General features: G+C 50.8%; 9 protein-coding genes. 5 read left to right on the plus strand and 4 right to left on the minus strand.

The annotated features are described in order from the left end of the window. Nucleotides 1-59: 59 nt before the first annotated feature. The 5 genes from addB (at nt 60) to hlpB (ending at nt 12186) form a co-directional block, all read left to right on the plus strand. A complete protein-coding gene (gene addB, locus AC1RRX_RS04220; RefSeq protein ID WP_144464058.1) occupies nt 60-3560 on the plus strand; it encodes a helicase-exonuclease AddAB subunit AddB in 3501 nt (1166 codons plus the stop codon). Then, nucleotides 3547-7251, plus strand: coding sequence for a helicase-exonuclease AddAB subunit AddA (gene addA / locus AC1RRX_RS04225; RefSeq protein ID WP_144464120.1), 3705 nt, complete (start codon nt 3547-3549; stop codon nt 7249-7251). The genes addB and addA overlap by 14 nt, the downstream gene beginning before the upstream one ends. Before the next feature lie 64 nt (nt 7252-7315). Continuing rightward, nucleotides 7316-8488 carry an exonuclease subunit SbcD gene (sbcD, locus tag AC1RRX_RS04230; RefSeq protein WP_007409169.1) on the plus strand — a complete coding sequence of 391 codons (1173 nt, stop codon included), beginning with the start codon at nt 7316-7318 and terminating at the stop codon, nt 8486-8488. Beyond that, complete coding sequence (sbcC, locus tag AC1RRX_RS04235) at nt 8485-11877, plus strand: exonuclease subunit SbcC (RefSeq protein ID WP_144464056.1); 3393 nt, start codon at nt 8485-8487, stop codon at nt 11875-11877. The genes sbcD and sbcC overlap by 4 nt, the downstream gene beginning before the upstream one ends. A 15-nt stretch (nt 11878-11892) precedes the next feature. Beyond that, on the plus strand, nt 11893-12186 hold the full coding sequence (gene hlpB, locus AC1RRX_RS04240) for an HNH nuclease-like protein HlpB (RefSeq protein ID WP_061046912.1): 294 nt from the start codon (nt 11893-11895) through the stop codon (nt 12184-12186). A 43-nt stretch (nt 12187-12229) separates the two neighbouring features. Here hlpB and AC1RRX_RS04245 read toward each other — a convergent pair whose 3' ends face one another. Genes AC1RRX_RS04245 through AC1RRX_RS04260 form a run of 4 tightly spaced genes read right to left on the minus strand, consistent with a single transcriptional unit; the run spans nt 12230 to nt 13673 of the window. After that, nucleotides 12230-12448 (minus strand): spore germination protein, encoded by a 219-nt coding sequence (locus tag AC1RRX_RS04245; RefSeq protein ID WP_003155143.1) that lies wholly within the window; start codon nt 12446-12448, stop codon nt 12230-12232. 39 nt (nt 12449-12487) lie between these two features. Beyond that, nucleotides 12488-12883: a spore germination protein GerPE gene (locus AC1RRX_RS04250; RefSeq protein ID WP_007409166.1), complete on the minus strand. Its 396-nt coding sequence runs from the start codon at nt 12881-12883 to the stop codon at nt 12488-12490. After that, nucleotides 12883-13059 (minus strand): spore germination protein GerPD, encoded by a 177-nt coding sequence (locus AC1RRX_RS04255; RefSeq protein ID WP_003155141.1) that lies wholly within the window; start codon nt 13057-13059, stop codon nt 12883-12885. The genes AC1RRX_RS04250 and AC1RRX_RS04255 overlap by 1 nt, the downstream gene beginning before the upstream one ends. Continuing rightward, nucleotides 13056-13673, minus strand: a complete 618-nt coding sequence (locus tag AC1RRX_RS04260; protein WP_003155139.1) for a spore germination protein GerPC — start codon at nt 13671-13673, stop codon at nt 13056-13058. The genes AC1RRX_RS04255 and AC1RRX_RS04260 overlap by 4 nt, the downstream gene beginning before the upstream one ends. Nucleotides 13674-13686: the final 13 nt, after the last annotated feature.

The following is a 13686-nucleotide window of genomic DNA, read 5'->3' on the forward strand; positions in this document are numbered from 1 at the left end:
GTCATTTTCGTCAACTTTCGATAAAATGTAGAAAGATAAAAAGAGAGGGGTCTTTTAATTTGGGTGTTGAGTTTTTAGTAGGCAGATCGGGGAGTGGGAAAACGAGGCTGATTATCGACAGCATTCAAGATGAACTGCGCCGGGAGCCGTTCGGGAAACCGATCATTTTTCTAGTCCCGGATCAAATGACGTTTTTAATGGAATATGAGCTTGCTAAAACGCCGGATATCGGCGGCATGATACGCGCTCAAGTGTTCAGTTTTTCGCGTTTGGCGTGGCGCGTGCTTCAGCATACCGGGGGCATGAACCGCCCGTTTGTGACGACGACGGGTGTGCAGATGCTTTTAAGGAAACTGATTGAAGAATATAAGCACGAGTTTAAAGTGTATCAAAAAGCGAGTGACAAAACCGGGTTCACTGAGCAGGTGGAACGGATGCTGACAGAGTTTAAGCGGTACTGTATTGAGCCTGAAGACGTCCGCCGCATGGCGGAAAGCGGAACGGCGTCAGAATATCGCGGAGAGCGGATGCTGTCTGAAAAACTTCATGATTTAGGCATTTTATATCAGCAGATGGAAAGAAGCCTCGCCGGACACTATTTGCATTCAGAGGATTATTTGACGCTGCTCGCTCAGCAGATTCCTTTGGCGGACGTTGTAAAAGGCGCCCGTGTTTACGTCGACGGATTCTATCAATTTACGCCGCAGGAATTAAGGGTGCTGGAGCAGCTGCTCATGCATGCTGAACATGTCACATTCTCGCTGACGGCGGACAGCCCTTCGGCGGAACAGGCACCGGATGAGCTCGATCTGTTCAGAATGACGGGAAGCACATACTATAAGCTTTATCAGACGGCAAAGGAATTGAATGCCGATATTTCCTGCAAGGAACTGCATGGCACGAAGCGGCATCAGTATGCGCCGGAGCTTGCCTGTATAGAGTCGCAGTACGATGTGCGTCCCGCCGCGGCGTATACCGGCGGACAGGAAGCTTTTACCGTCATGCAGGCGCAAAACAGAAGAGCTGAGCTTGAAGGTATTGCCCGGGAAATTCAATCACTTGTCCGGGATGGAGGATACCGGTACAAAGATATGGCGATTCTCATCCGTCAGCCGGAAGATTATAAAGATTTGCTGAAGGAAGTGTTTGCCGATTACGGGCTTCCTTATTTTATTGACGGAAAAGCTTCTATGCAGCATCACCCGCTTATTGAATTCATCCGTTCAAGCCTGGATGTCGTGAAGGGGAACTGGAGATATGAAGCGGTGTTCCGCTGTGCGAAAACCGAACTGTTATTCCCGCTTGATCAGCCGGAGCAGAAAATAAGGGAGCAGGTTGATCAGCTTGAAAATTACTGTATCGCCTACGGCATTAAAGGGGAGCGCTGGACGAGCGGCGAGCGGTTTGTATACAGGCGCTTCGTATCGCTCGATGAGGATTTCGCGCAGACAGATCAGGAAATAGAGATGGAGCACATGCTGAATGAGACGAAAGAGTGGATGGCCGCGCCCCTTGTCCGGCTTCAAAACCGGATGAAAAAAGCGAAAACGGTTCAAAGCATGGCGGAGGCTCTTTATCTCTTTTTGGAAGATACCGATGTTCCCCTGAAGCTGGACCGGAAAAGGCAGCGGGCCGAAGAGGCCGGAAACATGATCGAAGCGCAGCAGCACGGCCAGGCGTGGGATGCCGTTATCCAGCTTCTCGAGGAGTTTGCCGGCATGATGGGTGAAGATGAAATATCTTTGGCGCTGTTCCAGCAAATGCTTGAAACGGGAACGGAATCGCTTCATTTTTCTTTAATTCCGCCTGCGCTTGACCAAGTATTTGTAGGGAATATGGATCTCTCAAGAATGTACGGCACGTCCTGCACATTCGTCATCGGGGCCAATGACGGCGTTCTTCCGGCGCGCCCGGATGAAAACGGCGTGCTGTCTGATGATGACCGGGAGTGGCTGAAAGCGGTCGGAGTGGAGCTGTCTTCCGCGGGGCGTGAGCGGCTGCTTGATGAGCATTTTCTCATCTATATGGCGCTGTCGAGTCCGTCTGACCGTCTTTATGTATCATACCCGATTGCCGATGCGGAAGGAAAAACGCTCCTGCCGTCAATCGTTGTAAACAGGCTTGGCGAGCTGTTTCCCGATCATCAGGAAAAGCTGTCAGCGGCTGATCCCGAGCAGGTAAGCGAAGCAGAGCAGCTTCAGTATCTCGTCAATAAACAGGTGGCTCAGACATATACGGCAAGCCAGCTCAGGCTGTGGACAAGAGAGTACGAGATCAGTGACGTATGGTGGAGCGCATACAATGTGCTGATGAAAGAGCCTGATCACCAGCGTGCGAAAAAGCTGTTTTCAAGCCTGTTTTTCCGCAATGAGGCGAAGCGTCTTGAACGGTCTGTTTCGCGCCAGCTTTACGGCGAGCATATTAAAGGAAGCGTCTCCCGGATGGAGGCGTTTAATGCCTGCCAGTTTTCTCATTTTGCATCTCACGGGCTTCAATTAAAAGAGCGGCAGTTTTTCAAGCTGGACGCGCCTGATATCGGCCAGCTGTTTCACTCCAGCCTGAAGCTGATTTCAGACCGGCTTCGTGAGCAGAAGCTGGAATGGCGCGATCTGACGAAAGATCAGTGCCAGAATTTCTCCTATGAAGCGGTGGAACGGCTTGCGCCAAAGCTGCAAAAAGAGATTCTGCTCAGCTCAAACAGACACTTTTATGTGAAGGAAAAACTGCAGAAGATCGTCACGCGTGTTTCAGGCATATTAAGCGAGCATGCGAGGGCGAGCGGTTTCGTCCCGGTCGGTCTTGAACTCGGTTTCGGCGGAAGCGGGCCGCTGCCTCCGCTCACTTTCACGCTGAAAAACGGCTGTACGATGGAACTCGTCGGACGGATCGACCGCGTGGATAAAGCGGAAAGTTCAAAAGGCCTGCTGCTGAGAATCGTTGATTATAAATCAAGCGACAGGGGGCTTGATCTGGCTGAGGTGTATTACGGGCTCGCTCTGCAAATGCTCACATATCTTGACTTATCGATTACACATTCCGAAGATTGGCTCGGTATGAAAGCGACCCCGGCAGGCGTTTTGTATTTCCATATTCATGATCCGATGATTCAGGCCAGTCTGCCGATGGGGCTTGATGAAATCGAGCAGGAAATTTTTAAGAAATTTAAAATGAAAGGCCTTCTCCTCGGTGACCGGGAGGCGATCAGCCTGATGGACACGACTTTGGAGGAAGGGCGTTCAAATATCGTCAATGCCGGTTTGAAAAAGGACGGTTCTTTAAGATCCGACTCAGCCGCGGTCAGCGAACGGGATTTTCATCTGCTGACAGACCATGTGCGGCGGACATTTGAACAGGCGGGCGAAGCGATAACGGACGGGCTTGTGTCCATTACCCCGTATAAGCTGAAAGATAAGACGCCTTGTACGTACTGTGCGTTTCAATCGGTGTGCCAGTTTGATGAGTCGCTTAAGGAAAATGAATACCGCAGCCTGAAAGCGGAAAAAGACGGCACCATACTGGATTGGCTGAAGAAGGAGGCGGATGATGATGCAAATTCCTAAACCGAAAGACAGCATATGGACGGATGACCAATGGAGCGCCATCGTTTCTTCCGGCCGCGATATTCTGGTCGCTGCCGCAGCCGGATCAGGTAAAACGGCCGTGCTCGTGGAACGGATGATCAGAAAGATAACCGCGGAAGAAGATCCGGTTGATGTTGACAGGCTCCTTGTGGTGACCTTTACAAACGCCTCAGCAGCGGAGATGAAGCATCGGATCGCGGAAGCATTAGAAAAAGAGCTCGCCAAAAATCCGGGATCTCTGCATATCAGACGGCAGCTCTCTCTCTTGAATCGGGCGAGCATTTCGACGCTTCACTCTTTCTGTCTGCAAGTGCTTAAAAAATATTATTATATGATTGATCTTGACCCCGGTTTTCGGATGGCTGACCAGACGGAAGGCGAATTGCTCGGAGACGAAGTGCTTGATGAGCTGTTTGAAGATGAATACGCAAAAGGGAATCAGGCGTTTTTTGAGCTTGCGGACAGATATACGACAGACAGGCATGATCTTGATCTTCAAGACCTTGTCAAACGGGTGTACGAGTATTCCCGGTCGCATCCTGACCCGGAAGTATGGCTGCAAAGCTTTGTCCGCCTGTATGATGTGACGGAAGAAAGCAAAATGGAAGAGCTTCCGTTTTACCAGTATGTGAAAGAAGATGCTGAAATGGCGCTCTTCGGGGCAAAACAAAAGCTTGAAAAGGCGCTTGAACTGACAAAAGCGCCCGGCGGGCCGGCCCCGCGCGCTGATAATTTTCTGGATGACCTTCAGCAGATAGAAGAGCTGATCAGCTGCCGGCATGACTTCGATGCGCTGTATGAACGGGTTCCCGCAGTCTCCTTTAAGCGGGCGAAGGCGGTAAAGGGTGATGAATTTGACAAAGCGCTTTTGGACGAAGCGACCGATTTGCGAAACGGCGCGAAGAAACTGATCGAAAAGGTAAAGACCGATTATTTTACAAGAAGTCCGCAAGATCACTTAAAGAGTTTAGCAGATATGAAGCCTGTCATCGAAACGCTCGTTCAGCTCGTGATATCGTACGGAAAACGATTTGAAGCGGCGAAACAAGAAAAATCAATTATTGATTTCTCAGATTTGGAACATTACTGCCTGGCGATTTTAACTGCGGTTGATGAAGAAGGCCGGCGGGTGCCGAGCGAAGCGGCCGTTTATTATCAAGACCAGTTCCATGAAGTTCTGGTTGATGAATATCAAGATACCAATCTTGTGCAGGAATCTATCCTGCAGCTTGTTAAAAGCGGGAATGAAGAGGCGGGAAATCTGTTTATGGTAGGCGACGTCAAACAATCGATCTACCGTTTCAGACTTGCTGAGCCGCTGCTGTTTCTCGGGAAATATAAAAGGTTTACAGAAAGCGGGGAAGGCGCGGGGCAGAAAATTGACCTGAACCAAAATTTCCGCAGCCGCTCCGATATTTTGGACAGTACGAATTTCTTGTTTAAGCAGCTGATGGGCGGAAAAATCGGCGAAGTGGATTACGATGAACAGGCGGCATTGAAGCTCGGCGCATCGTATCCGCCGAATGACGCGGCAAAAACGGAACTGCTGCTCATTGACAGCGCTGATGGCGCAGACAGCTCCGAGGATGCCGAAGACTTTGAAACTGTGCATTGGGAAGCGAAAGCGATAGCCGGGGAGATCCGAAAGCTTGTCTCATCTCCGTTTAAGGTATATGACGGCAAAACAAAAACACACCGGAATATCCAGTACCGGGATATCGTAATTTTGCTGCGCTCCATGCCGTGGGCGCCGCAATTAATGGAAGAGCTGAAAAACCAGGGCATTCCGGTGTACGCCAATTTGACGTCGGGTTACTTTGAAGCCGTGGAGGTAGCTGCGGCGCTTTCAGTCTTGAAGGTGATTGATAATCCGTATCAGGATATTCCGCTTGCTTCCGTGCTGCGATCGCCCATCGTCGGCTGTGACGAAAATGAACTTGCGCTGATACGCCTTGAAAAGAAAAAAGCGCCGTTTTATGAAGCGCTGAAAGCATATATAGCGAACGCTGACAGGCATGATGACCTGTATCAAAAACTGAGAACCTTTTATGACAGTCTGCAAAAGTGGCGGTCATTTTCGACGAATCATTCGGTGTCTGAGCTGATTTGGGAAGTATACCGCGATACCGGATATTTTGACTATGCAGGCGGCATGCCAGGCGGAAAGCAGCGCCAGGCCAATCTGCGCGTCTTGTATGACCGGGCGCGCTCGTACGAAGCGACGGCGTTCCGCGGGTTATTCCGCTTTTTGCGGTTCATTGAACGGATGCAGGAGCGCGGCGATGATCTGGGGACGGCCCGGGCGCTCAGCGAGCAGGAGGATGTCGTTCGGCTGATGACGATCCACAGCAGCAAAGGACTTGAATTCCCCGTCGTTTTCACCGCCGGACTCGGCAGAAGTTTTAATATGATGGATCTCAACAAATCATACCTGCTTGATAAAGAGCTCGGTTTCGGCACGAAGTATATTCATCCGGAACTCAGAATCAGCTATCCGACTCTTCCGCTTGTGGCGATGAAGAAAAAGATGCGCAGAGAGCTCTTATCCGAAGAATTGCGCGTATTGTATGTGGCGCTGACCAGAGCGAAGGAAAAGCTGTTTCTCGTCGGTTCCTGCAAAAACCGGGAAAAACAGCTGGCCAAATGGCAGGCGCAAGCAGACCGGGCCGATTGGCTTCTTTCTGAATTCGACCGCTATCAGGCGTCATCTTATTTGGACTTTATCGGGCCGGCGCTCATCCGCCACCGTGACATGGAGGCGCACAGGACGCCGGGACTTTCCTCATCTGAGGATATCGCGCGCGACCCGTCGCGTTTTCATATCCGGATGCTGCAGCAAAGTGAATTGCTGGAAGAGAATCCGAAAGAACGTGCTGAAGAAAAGAACAAACGTCTCAAAGCGATTCAGCAGGGCGAGCCGATTCCTGATTCGTTTTCATTTGATGATCAGGCGCGCCGTCTGCTTGAATGGGAATATCCGTACCGAGAGCTGACGGCTATCAGAACGAAGCAGTCAGTTTCTGAGCTGAAGAGAAAGCAAGAATACGAGGATGAATACAGCGGCCGCTCTCTCATCAAACCGTCAGGAGACACGCTTTTATACAGGCGTCCCGGTTTTATGATGAAAAAAGGGCTGACAGCCGCCGAAAAAGGGACGGCGATGCATACGGTGATGCAGCACATACCGCTGACGCACGTTCCGACTGCCGAAGAAGCGGAGCGGACGGTCCGGATGCTTTACGAAAAAGAGCTGCTGACAGAAGAACAGCAGGAAGCTATTGATATAGAAGAAATTGTCCAGTTTTTCGGAACTGAAATCGGGAAAGACCTTCTCGGGGCGCTGCGGATTGACCGGGAAGTGCCGTTCAGTATGGCGCTTCCGGCCGGCGAGGTGTACAAGGATGCCGAAACGGCCGGTGAACCGCTGCTCGTGCAGGGGATTATTGACTGCCTCTATGAAACTGCGGACGGTCTCTATTTGCTGGACTATAAAACTGATCGGATAGAGGGGAAATTCCGGAACGGATTTGAAGGCGCGGCTCCGATTCTGCAAAAAAGGTATGAAACACAAATCGAATTGTATACAAAAGCGGTTGAACAAATTACAAAAACGAAAGTGAAAGGGCGTGCGCTCTATTTCTTCGATGGAGGTCACGTTCTTACACTGTAACAAGATCCGAAGCTCCTTTTTGGAGCGGATCTTTTTTTCTATCAAAAAGTGAGGTGAATGCGGTATGCGCATTTTACATACAGCTGACTGGCACCTCGGCAAAACGCTGGAAGGCAGAAGCCGGCTGAGCGAGCAGGCCGAGGTATTGGAAGAGCTGAATACCATTGTCAAGGAAGAAAATATTGATGCGGTCATTATGGCGGGGGATGTATTTGATACGGTCAACCCGCCTGCGCTCGCTGAACAATTGTATTACGAAAGTCTTTCCGCGCTTTCTGACGGCGGAAAGCGCCCGGTTGTCGTCATTGCCGGAAACCATGACAATCCCGACAGGCTGGCGGCGGCTTCTCCGTTAACAAATGAGCGCGGCATTCATTTAATCGGCTATCCGCGGACAGAGCCCGTCCATATTGAGGTGCCGTCGGCGGACGAGCTGTTAGCCGTAGCCGCGCTGGCATATCCGTCAGAGGCGAGATTAAACGAAGTGCTTTCTGATACGTTTGAGGAAAAGCTTCTTCGCGATCATTACGATGTCAAAATTAGAGAGGCGTTTGCTCACATGTGCGGACTGTGCCGGGACGATGCCGTGAAAATCGCGGCGAGCCACATTTATGTCGCGGGGGGAAATCAGACCGATTCAGAGCGTCCGATTGAAGTCGGGGGCGCTTACACAGTTGCCGCTGACAGCCTGCCGGCTGATGCGGCTTACGTGGCTCTCGGCCATCTCCACCGTCCGCAAACGATCAAGCGCGCCAAGACGGCTGCCCGTTATTCAGGCTCTCCGCTCGCATACAGCTTTTCGGAAGCCGGTTATGCCAAATCGGTGACGGTGGTAGAAGCGAAGCCCGGCGGAGAAGCGAAGTGGGAAGAGATTTTCCTGTCTTCCGGTAAACCGCTCGTCAAATGGAAAGCGCAGGGGCTGAGCGAGGTTCACGGCTGGCTTGATGAAGGGCGTGACCGGAATGCCTGGATCGATCTTGATATCCATTTGACGGATCAGCTTTCTCTCGAGGAAATTCATCGGCTGAGAAAGGCGCATCCCGGCTTTATCCATATCAGGCCGGTTTTTGAAGAAAAAGAGACCGAAAATGACCGGATTGAAGTGAAACACACATCAATTGAGGATCGATTTAAGAAGTTTTATGAAAAACAAACGGGCGGCGGCGTGCCGGATGAGGAGATGGTCAAGCTGTTTTTAGAGCTTGCGTCAGCAGATGATGAGGAGGATGCGACATGAAGCCGATTCTGTTAACGATAAAAGGGCTCCACAGCTTCAGGGAGGAACAGACCATTGATTTTGCCGGACTGTCCGGAGCCGGGGTGTTCGGGATTTTCGGGCCGACCGGAAGCGGAAAATCATCAATCCTTGATGCCATGACACTCGCTTTATACGGAAAAGTGGAGCGCGCCGCAAATAATACGCACGGCATCCTGAATCATGCCGAAGATCAGCTCGCCGTCTCATTTACATTCGCGCTTCAATCCGGCCACCGGGTTTCCTACAAGGTCGAGCGCGTTTTTAAGAGAACGGATGAAACGAAAGTAAAAACCGCCCTCTGCCGCTTGATTGAAATCAAAGACGAACAAACGGTGCTGGCCGATAAAGCGAATGAAGTGAACAAAAAGGTGGAAGAGCTTCTTGGCCTGACCATTGACGACTTTACAAGAGCCGTCGTGCTGCCGCAAGGAAAGTTTGCCGAGTTTCTGTCACTTAAAGGCGCGGAAAGAAGACATATGCTCCAGCGCCTGTTTAATCTGGAACAGTACGGGGACAGGCTTGTCAAAAAATTGCGGCGGCGGGCGCAGGAAGCGGCAGCGAAAAAAAATGAAATGCTGGCCGAACAATCCGGCCTCGGAGACGCAGGAGAAGATGCGCTGAAGCAGGCTGAACAGCAGTTTCACGAAGCGAACGAACGGCTTGAAGAAGCTGAGAAGAAACGGGTCCGGGCAAAAGAGCGCTTTGAGAATCACCAGGAAATTTGGAACCTGCAGACAGAAAGAGATGAATATGAGCGCCGGGAGAAAAAGCTTGAGGAAAGACGCCCGTACATCACGGATTTGACTGAGCGTCTTAAAGAGGCGGAAACAGCTCTCGCCCTTGAGCCGTACGCAGACCGTTACACAGAAGCCGTCCGCCGGAAGCAGCGCGCCGAACAGGAACACGAACTGGCCAAACGGAAATCAGAGGCGGAAACCGTTTCATTTACCCGGCAAAATGAAGCCTATGAAGCATGGCGGGCCCATAAGGCCGAACAGGAGCCGAAGCTTGTCAAGGAAGAAGAGCTGTATCAAAGACTTTCAGCCATTGAACAAAAACTGCTTGAAGCGAAAAAAGAAGCGGAAAAAACAAATGCGGAACACAGCAAAAAAGAGGAAGAATACGAAGCCGCCTCGAAACAGCTGGCCGGAGTGAAAGACCGCCTGACCCGCGGCCAAAACAGGCAGAATGAGCTGAAAGAAGAGCTGAAAGCAGTTCAAGTGACCGCCGATGAACGGAAAAAATGCCAGACCGCCGCACAGCTGGCGGCGGGCTTTCAGCAGACACAGGAACAAATCACGAAAGAGCGGGCCAATCTGACAACGCAGCTGAAAAACGTGGAGAAGCTGAACGGAGAAAGCGAGTCGCTCACAGCGAAAGCGAAAACGGAAGAGGAAGACATTACGCACGCTTATCAAACGCTTCAAACCGTTTACCATATGATCTGTGAAACGGAACGTTCACTGAAAGCCGCAGCCGAACGGGCTGACAAAACGCAAGCCGATCTCCGCAGGCGCTCAGAGGAAGCGAGAACGGCTGCATTAACAAAAGAATTATCGGAAAAACTAATCGAAGGAAAGCCTTGTCCTGTATGCGGCTCGACGCAGCATGACCGCCCGCGTTCCGCTCATGAAACATTCTCGCCTGATACGGCTGTACAGGAACAGCTGCAGCAGGTTGAAGCGCTGCTTTCTGAGGCGGCGGCTCTTTCTCAGGAGGTGCTGACAGCCAAGGTTGCATTAGAAGAGCAGTCGGGGCGTTTTACCGAAGAATGTCCGTTTCTGCAAAGCGCCCGGGTTCCGGAGCTGGAAGCCGCTTCCTCCATCAGCGGACGCCCGCTTGATGAAGCGTTCAGCGCCGTCCGCTTGGAGTGGAAACAAATGAAACAGGATATGCTGTCGGTAAAAGAGAAGGTCACAAGACTGATCAGCGCGCATCAGCAGACGGTGAAACAAGCTGAGCAGCTTGCCGAACGAATCCGCTACGAGGAAAAAGAAGCCGGCCGTCTCAGACATTCATTAGAAGAGCTTGAATCGCTGTCAGAAAGCCGATTGAATCAGTACAATGAAGTCTGCGGTGATATTCCGCCAAACCGGATTGACGCCTGGCAGGCTTCGATAGATGAGAAGGACAGGCAGGCAGAAGAATGTGAGAAGCGCATTGAAACAAGCATCGCATTCCTCAAGGAACATGAAGAGGAGAAAGAACGCCTGCAGGAGATGAAGCATCGGCTTGAACGGGAACGGCTCGAGCTTCACTATGCGTCTGAGCGCCTGCAGCTGGTGATTGACGGATATGAACAAGAGCTCGGAACAGCAGCCGAAGAAACATCAATTTCCGCAAAGCTTGAAGCGGTGCGGCAGGAATTACAGCTGTTAAAATCCAAAGAACAGTCCCTATTCGACGCGCTGAAGCAGGCGCAGCAATCACTGAATGACGCAAAAGGCCGGGAATCCGGGAGTCTCATGTCACTCAGGGATGCTGAGACCTCCCTTGAGAAAGCGCAAAACGACTGGCGCGTGAGGTCAAAAGACACCGGGTTTGCCGACCCGGACCAAGTCAAAAAAAGTCTGCTTCCGCAAGGGCGTGCAGAGGAAATGAAAAAAGAAATAGATGAGTTCTTGGACACCTCAAAACAGCTATCGGCAAATATCAGCCGTGTTACTGATAAATTAGCCGAGCGCCGGATATCGGAGGAAGAATGGACAGCATCCGTTTCTCTGCTGAAGCAGGCAGAGGCTGAGTCAGGCGCCGCCATGGAGGAAAAAGGAGCACAGGCAAAAGCCTTCGCGGTTATGCAAAAACAGCATAAGCGCTTTAAAGAGATTGAAGCCGAACTGAAAAGCTGGCAGACACAGATTGACAGGCTTGATAAGCTCCAGTCTGTATGTAAAGGCAATACATTCGTCGAATTTTTAGCGGAAGAACAGCTGGAAAGCGTGGCTCGAGACGCCTCTGCCCGTCTCGGAGCTTTGACAAGGCAGCGGTATGCCATATTAGTCGATTCAGAAGGCGGTTTCGTCATGCGTGATGACGCGAACGGAGGCGTCAAACGGCCCGTATCAAGCCTTTCCGGCGGAGAGACGTTTCTGACATCGCTGTCGCTTGCGCTTGCCTTGTCCGCCCAGATTCAGCTGCGGGGGCAATACCCGCTGCAATTCTTTTTCTTAGATGAAGGATTTGGAACTCTTGACCAAGGGCTCTTAGACACCGTTGTCACAGCGCTCGAAAAGCTGCAATCGGACAACTTATCCGTCGGAGTGATCAGCCATGTGCAGGAGCTGAGAGCGCGTCTGCCGAAAAAATTAATCGTTCATCCGTCCGAACCGGGCGGGAAAGGCACCCGGGTCACATTGGAGATCATGTAGAAAGGAGAAGGAATTATGGCCGATTCTGCCGAGGGCACATGTGAATTATGCGGCCGCCATCATGTGCGGCTGACGGAGCACCACTTAATGCCTAAGGAAGAAGGCGGGACATTCCTTCCGACCGCAATGCTCTGCATCCCTTGTCATAAACAGGTTCACGCGCTCTATACGAATCAGGAGCTTGCGGCAAGGCTCGCGGGAATAGAAGAGCTGCGGCGTGACCCGAAACTCGCGAGGTTTGTGAAATGGATCAGAAAACAGCCGCCGGAAAAGCTTGTAAAAACAAAAAAAGCAAATGAACGAAAATAACGCTGAACCAAAAGCAGCCCTCTTCTGAAAGAGCGGCTGCTTTTTAGGCGTTTCCGACCACATTTTGATCGCTGACATCGGGGTCTATATAGTTTGTCGCATTGACAACGTTGTTTAATAACAGGAAATCTCCGGTATTGCCTGCTCCCGAACCGAGCGCAGATTTAGAAGAGCTTTTTGGAGAAAGGTAAAAGGAATCACCAAAGTTTACGACTCCGCCCGATATGGAATTGATAGCTATAGGTCCGGTAATTGCTGGCATAAACGACACCCTTTATAGAAGTCTCACCGTCATTATATGTCAGGGCTGCTGTGATTGTGAGCTTGGCGTGAAGATCTGCCTAATATGTTTCAGCCGCGAATCTCCCAGAACGATCGACGTCGATCCGATTTGAACCACGGACGCTGACGATACCCCTTGAACTTTCACATTCCTTACCCGAATTGAAGGGTTTTCATGGCAGAATGCGCTTTGGACTCCCGTTTCCGGTAACGGCATGACGGCCGGCTGCCGAAAAATCTGGTATTCTTTTTTGTTAAATGAGCCTTCATCATCTCTGTATACAGCAAGACTACGCTGATCGGCCAATACTTTGATCCGCATATTGATTTCATTCGTATCGCCTGCTTGAAAAACACTCGCAATCCCGACTGAATTGATTTTGGCGTTCCGGAGGCGTGAAATGCGCTTTAACATTATTCCGGCGCCAGCGGCACATAAGGCCCGATAATAAGAGATTCCGGAGGCGTGTCAAAGATGGAAGACAGATAGACGGAATCGGTGTCGCCGATTAATAATAAGGAAGAACTGGACACACCGGTAGACCGGATGTCGCCGACTTCAATATTCCGGTTAATCACTGTAAAAATCATGACGGATCATCACCTTTCATTTCACCAGGTATGTGCTTAATAAAGTGCTCGACGGCCCTGACAATATCACGCTTCACATGTTCGGCAATCTGCTCGGCATATTGCGCGGGCGCCGTATTTTCTTCTTTCGGGACATGGGACAGATAATACTGAATCCGGCTGTCCATCTGCTTTCTGATATCTTCAATAATATGATATTTGTTCGTTTCGTCCAGCCTGCTCTCATACTGAGTTTCGAGCTGTTCTAAAAGCGCGGGGATTTCTTCATTCAGGTACATATCGACGTTTTGGCGGATTTGCTGCATTTGCTGGCCCGCCTGTTCCTGCTGCATCATTCCGACCTGCGGAGATGTCTGGCCGACTTCGAAGTTTTGCACGGCATTCGGATCAGTCGGATTCAATCCGATATTCAGCGTTCCTTCCAGCCGTTCAATTTTCAGCTGATCAAATTTATACTCGAGCCGATCGATTCTTGTAGAAGGCTGCTGCTTCAGCGTTGAAATTTCATTTTGGAATTCTTTCAGCTGCCGTTCGAGCTCCTGAATCTGCTGCGCCTGCTGCTGGACGAAAGAATTTAAATTCTGCAGGTAGGATGAAACGGATTGATCATACATGACATTCACCTCG

The sequence above is a fragment of the Bacillus sp. GW821-FHT11D08 genome (assembly GCF_058808515.1).

What these genes read in the sequence shown, in the direction of transcription:
- addA (WP_144464120.1), top strand. Translation starts at nt 3,547, where the DNA reads ATGCAAATTCCTAAACCGAAAGACAGCATATGGACGGATGACCAATGG.
- sbcD (WP_007409169.1), top strand. Translation starts at nt 7,316, where the DNA reads ATGCGCATTTTACATACAGCTGACTGGCACCTCGGCAAAACGCTGGAA.
- sbcC (WP_144464056.1), top strand. Translation starts at nt 8,485, where the DNA reads ATGAAGCCGATTCTGTTAACGATAAAAGGGCTCCACAGCTTCAGGGAG.
- hlpB (WP_061046912.1), top strand. Translation starts at nt 11,893, where the DNA reads ATGGCCGATTCTGCCGAGGGCACATGTGAATTATGCGGCCGCCATCAT.
- AC1RRX_RS04245 (WP_003155143.1), bottom strand. Translation starts at nt 12,448, where the DNA reads ATGCCAGCAATTACCGGACCTATAGCTATCAATTCCATATCGGGCGGA.
- AC1RRX_RS04250 (WP_007409166.1), bottom strand. Translation starts at nt 12,883, where the DNA reads ATGTTAAAGCGCATTTCACGCCTCCGGAACGCCAAAATCAATTCAGTC.
- AC1RRX_RS04255 (WP_003155141.1), bottom strand. Translation starts at nt 13,059, where the DNA reads ATGATTTTTACAGTGATTAACCGGAATATTGAAGTCGGCGACATCCGG.
- AC1RRX_RS04260 (WP_003155139.1), bottom strand. Translation starts at nt 13,673, where the DNA reads ATGTATGATCAATCCGTTTCATCCTACCTGCAGAATTTAAATTCTTTC.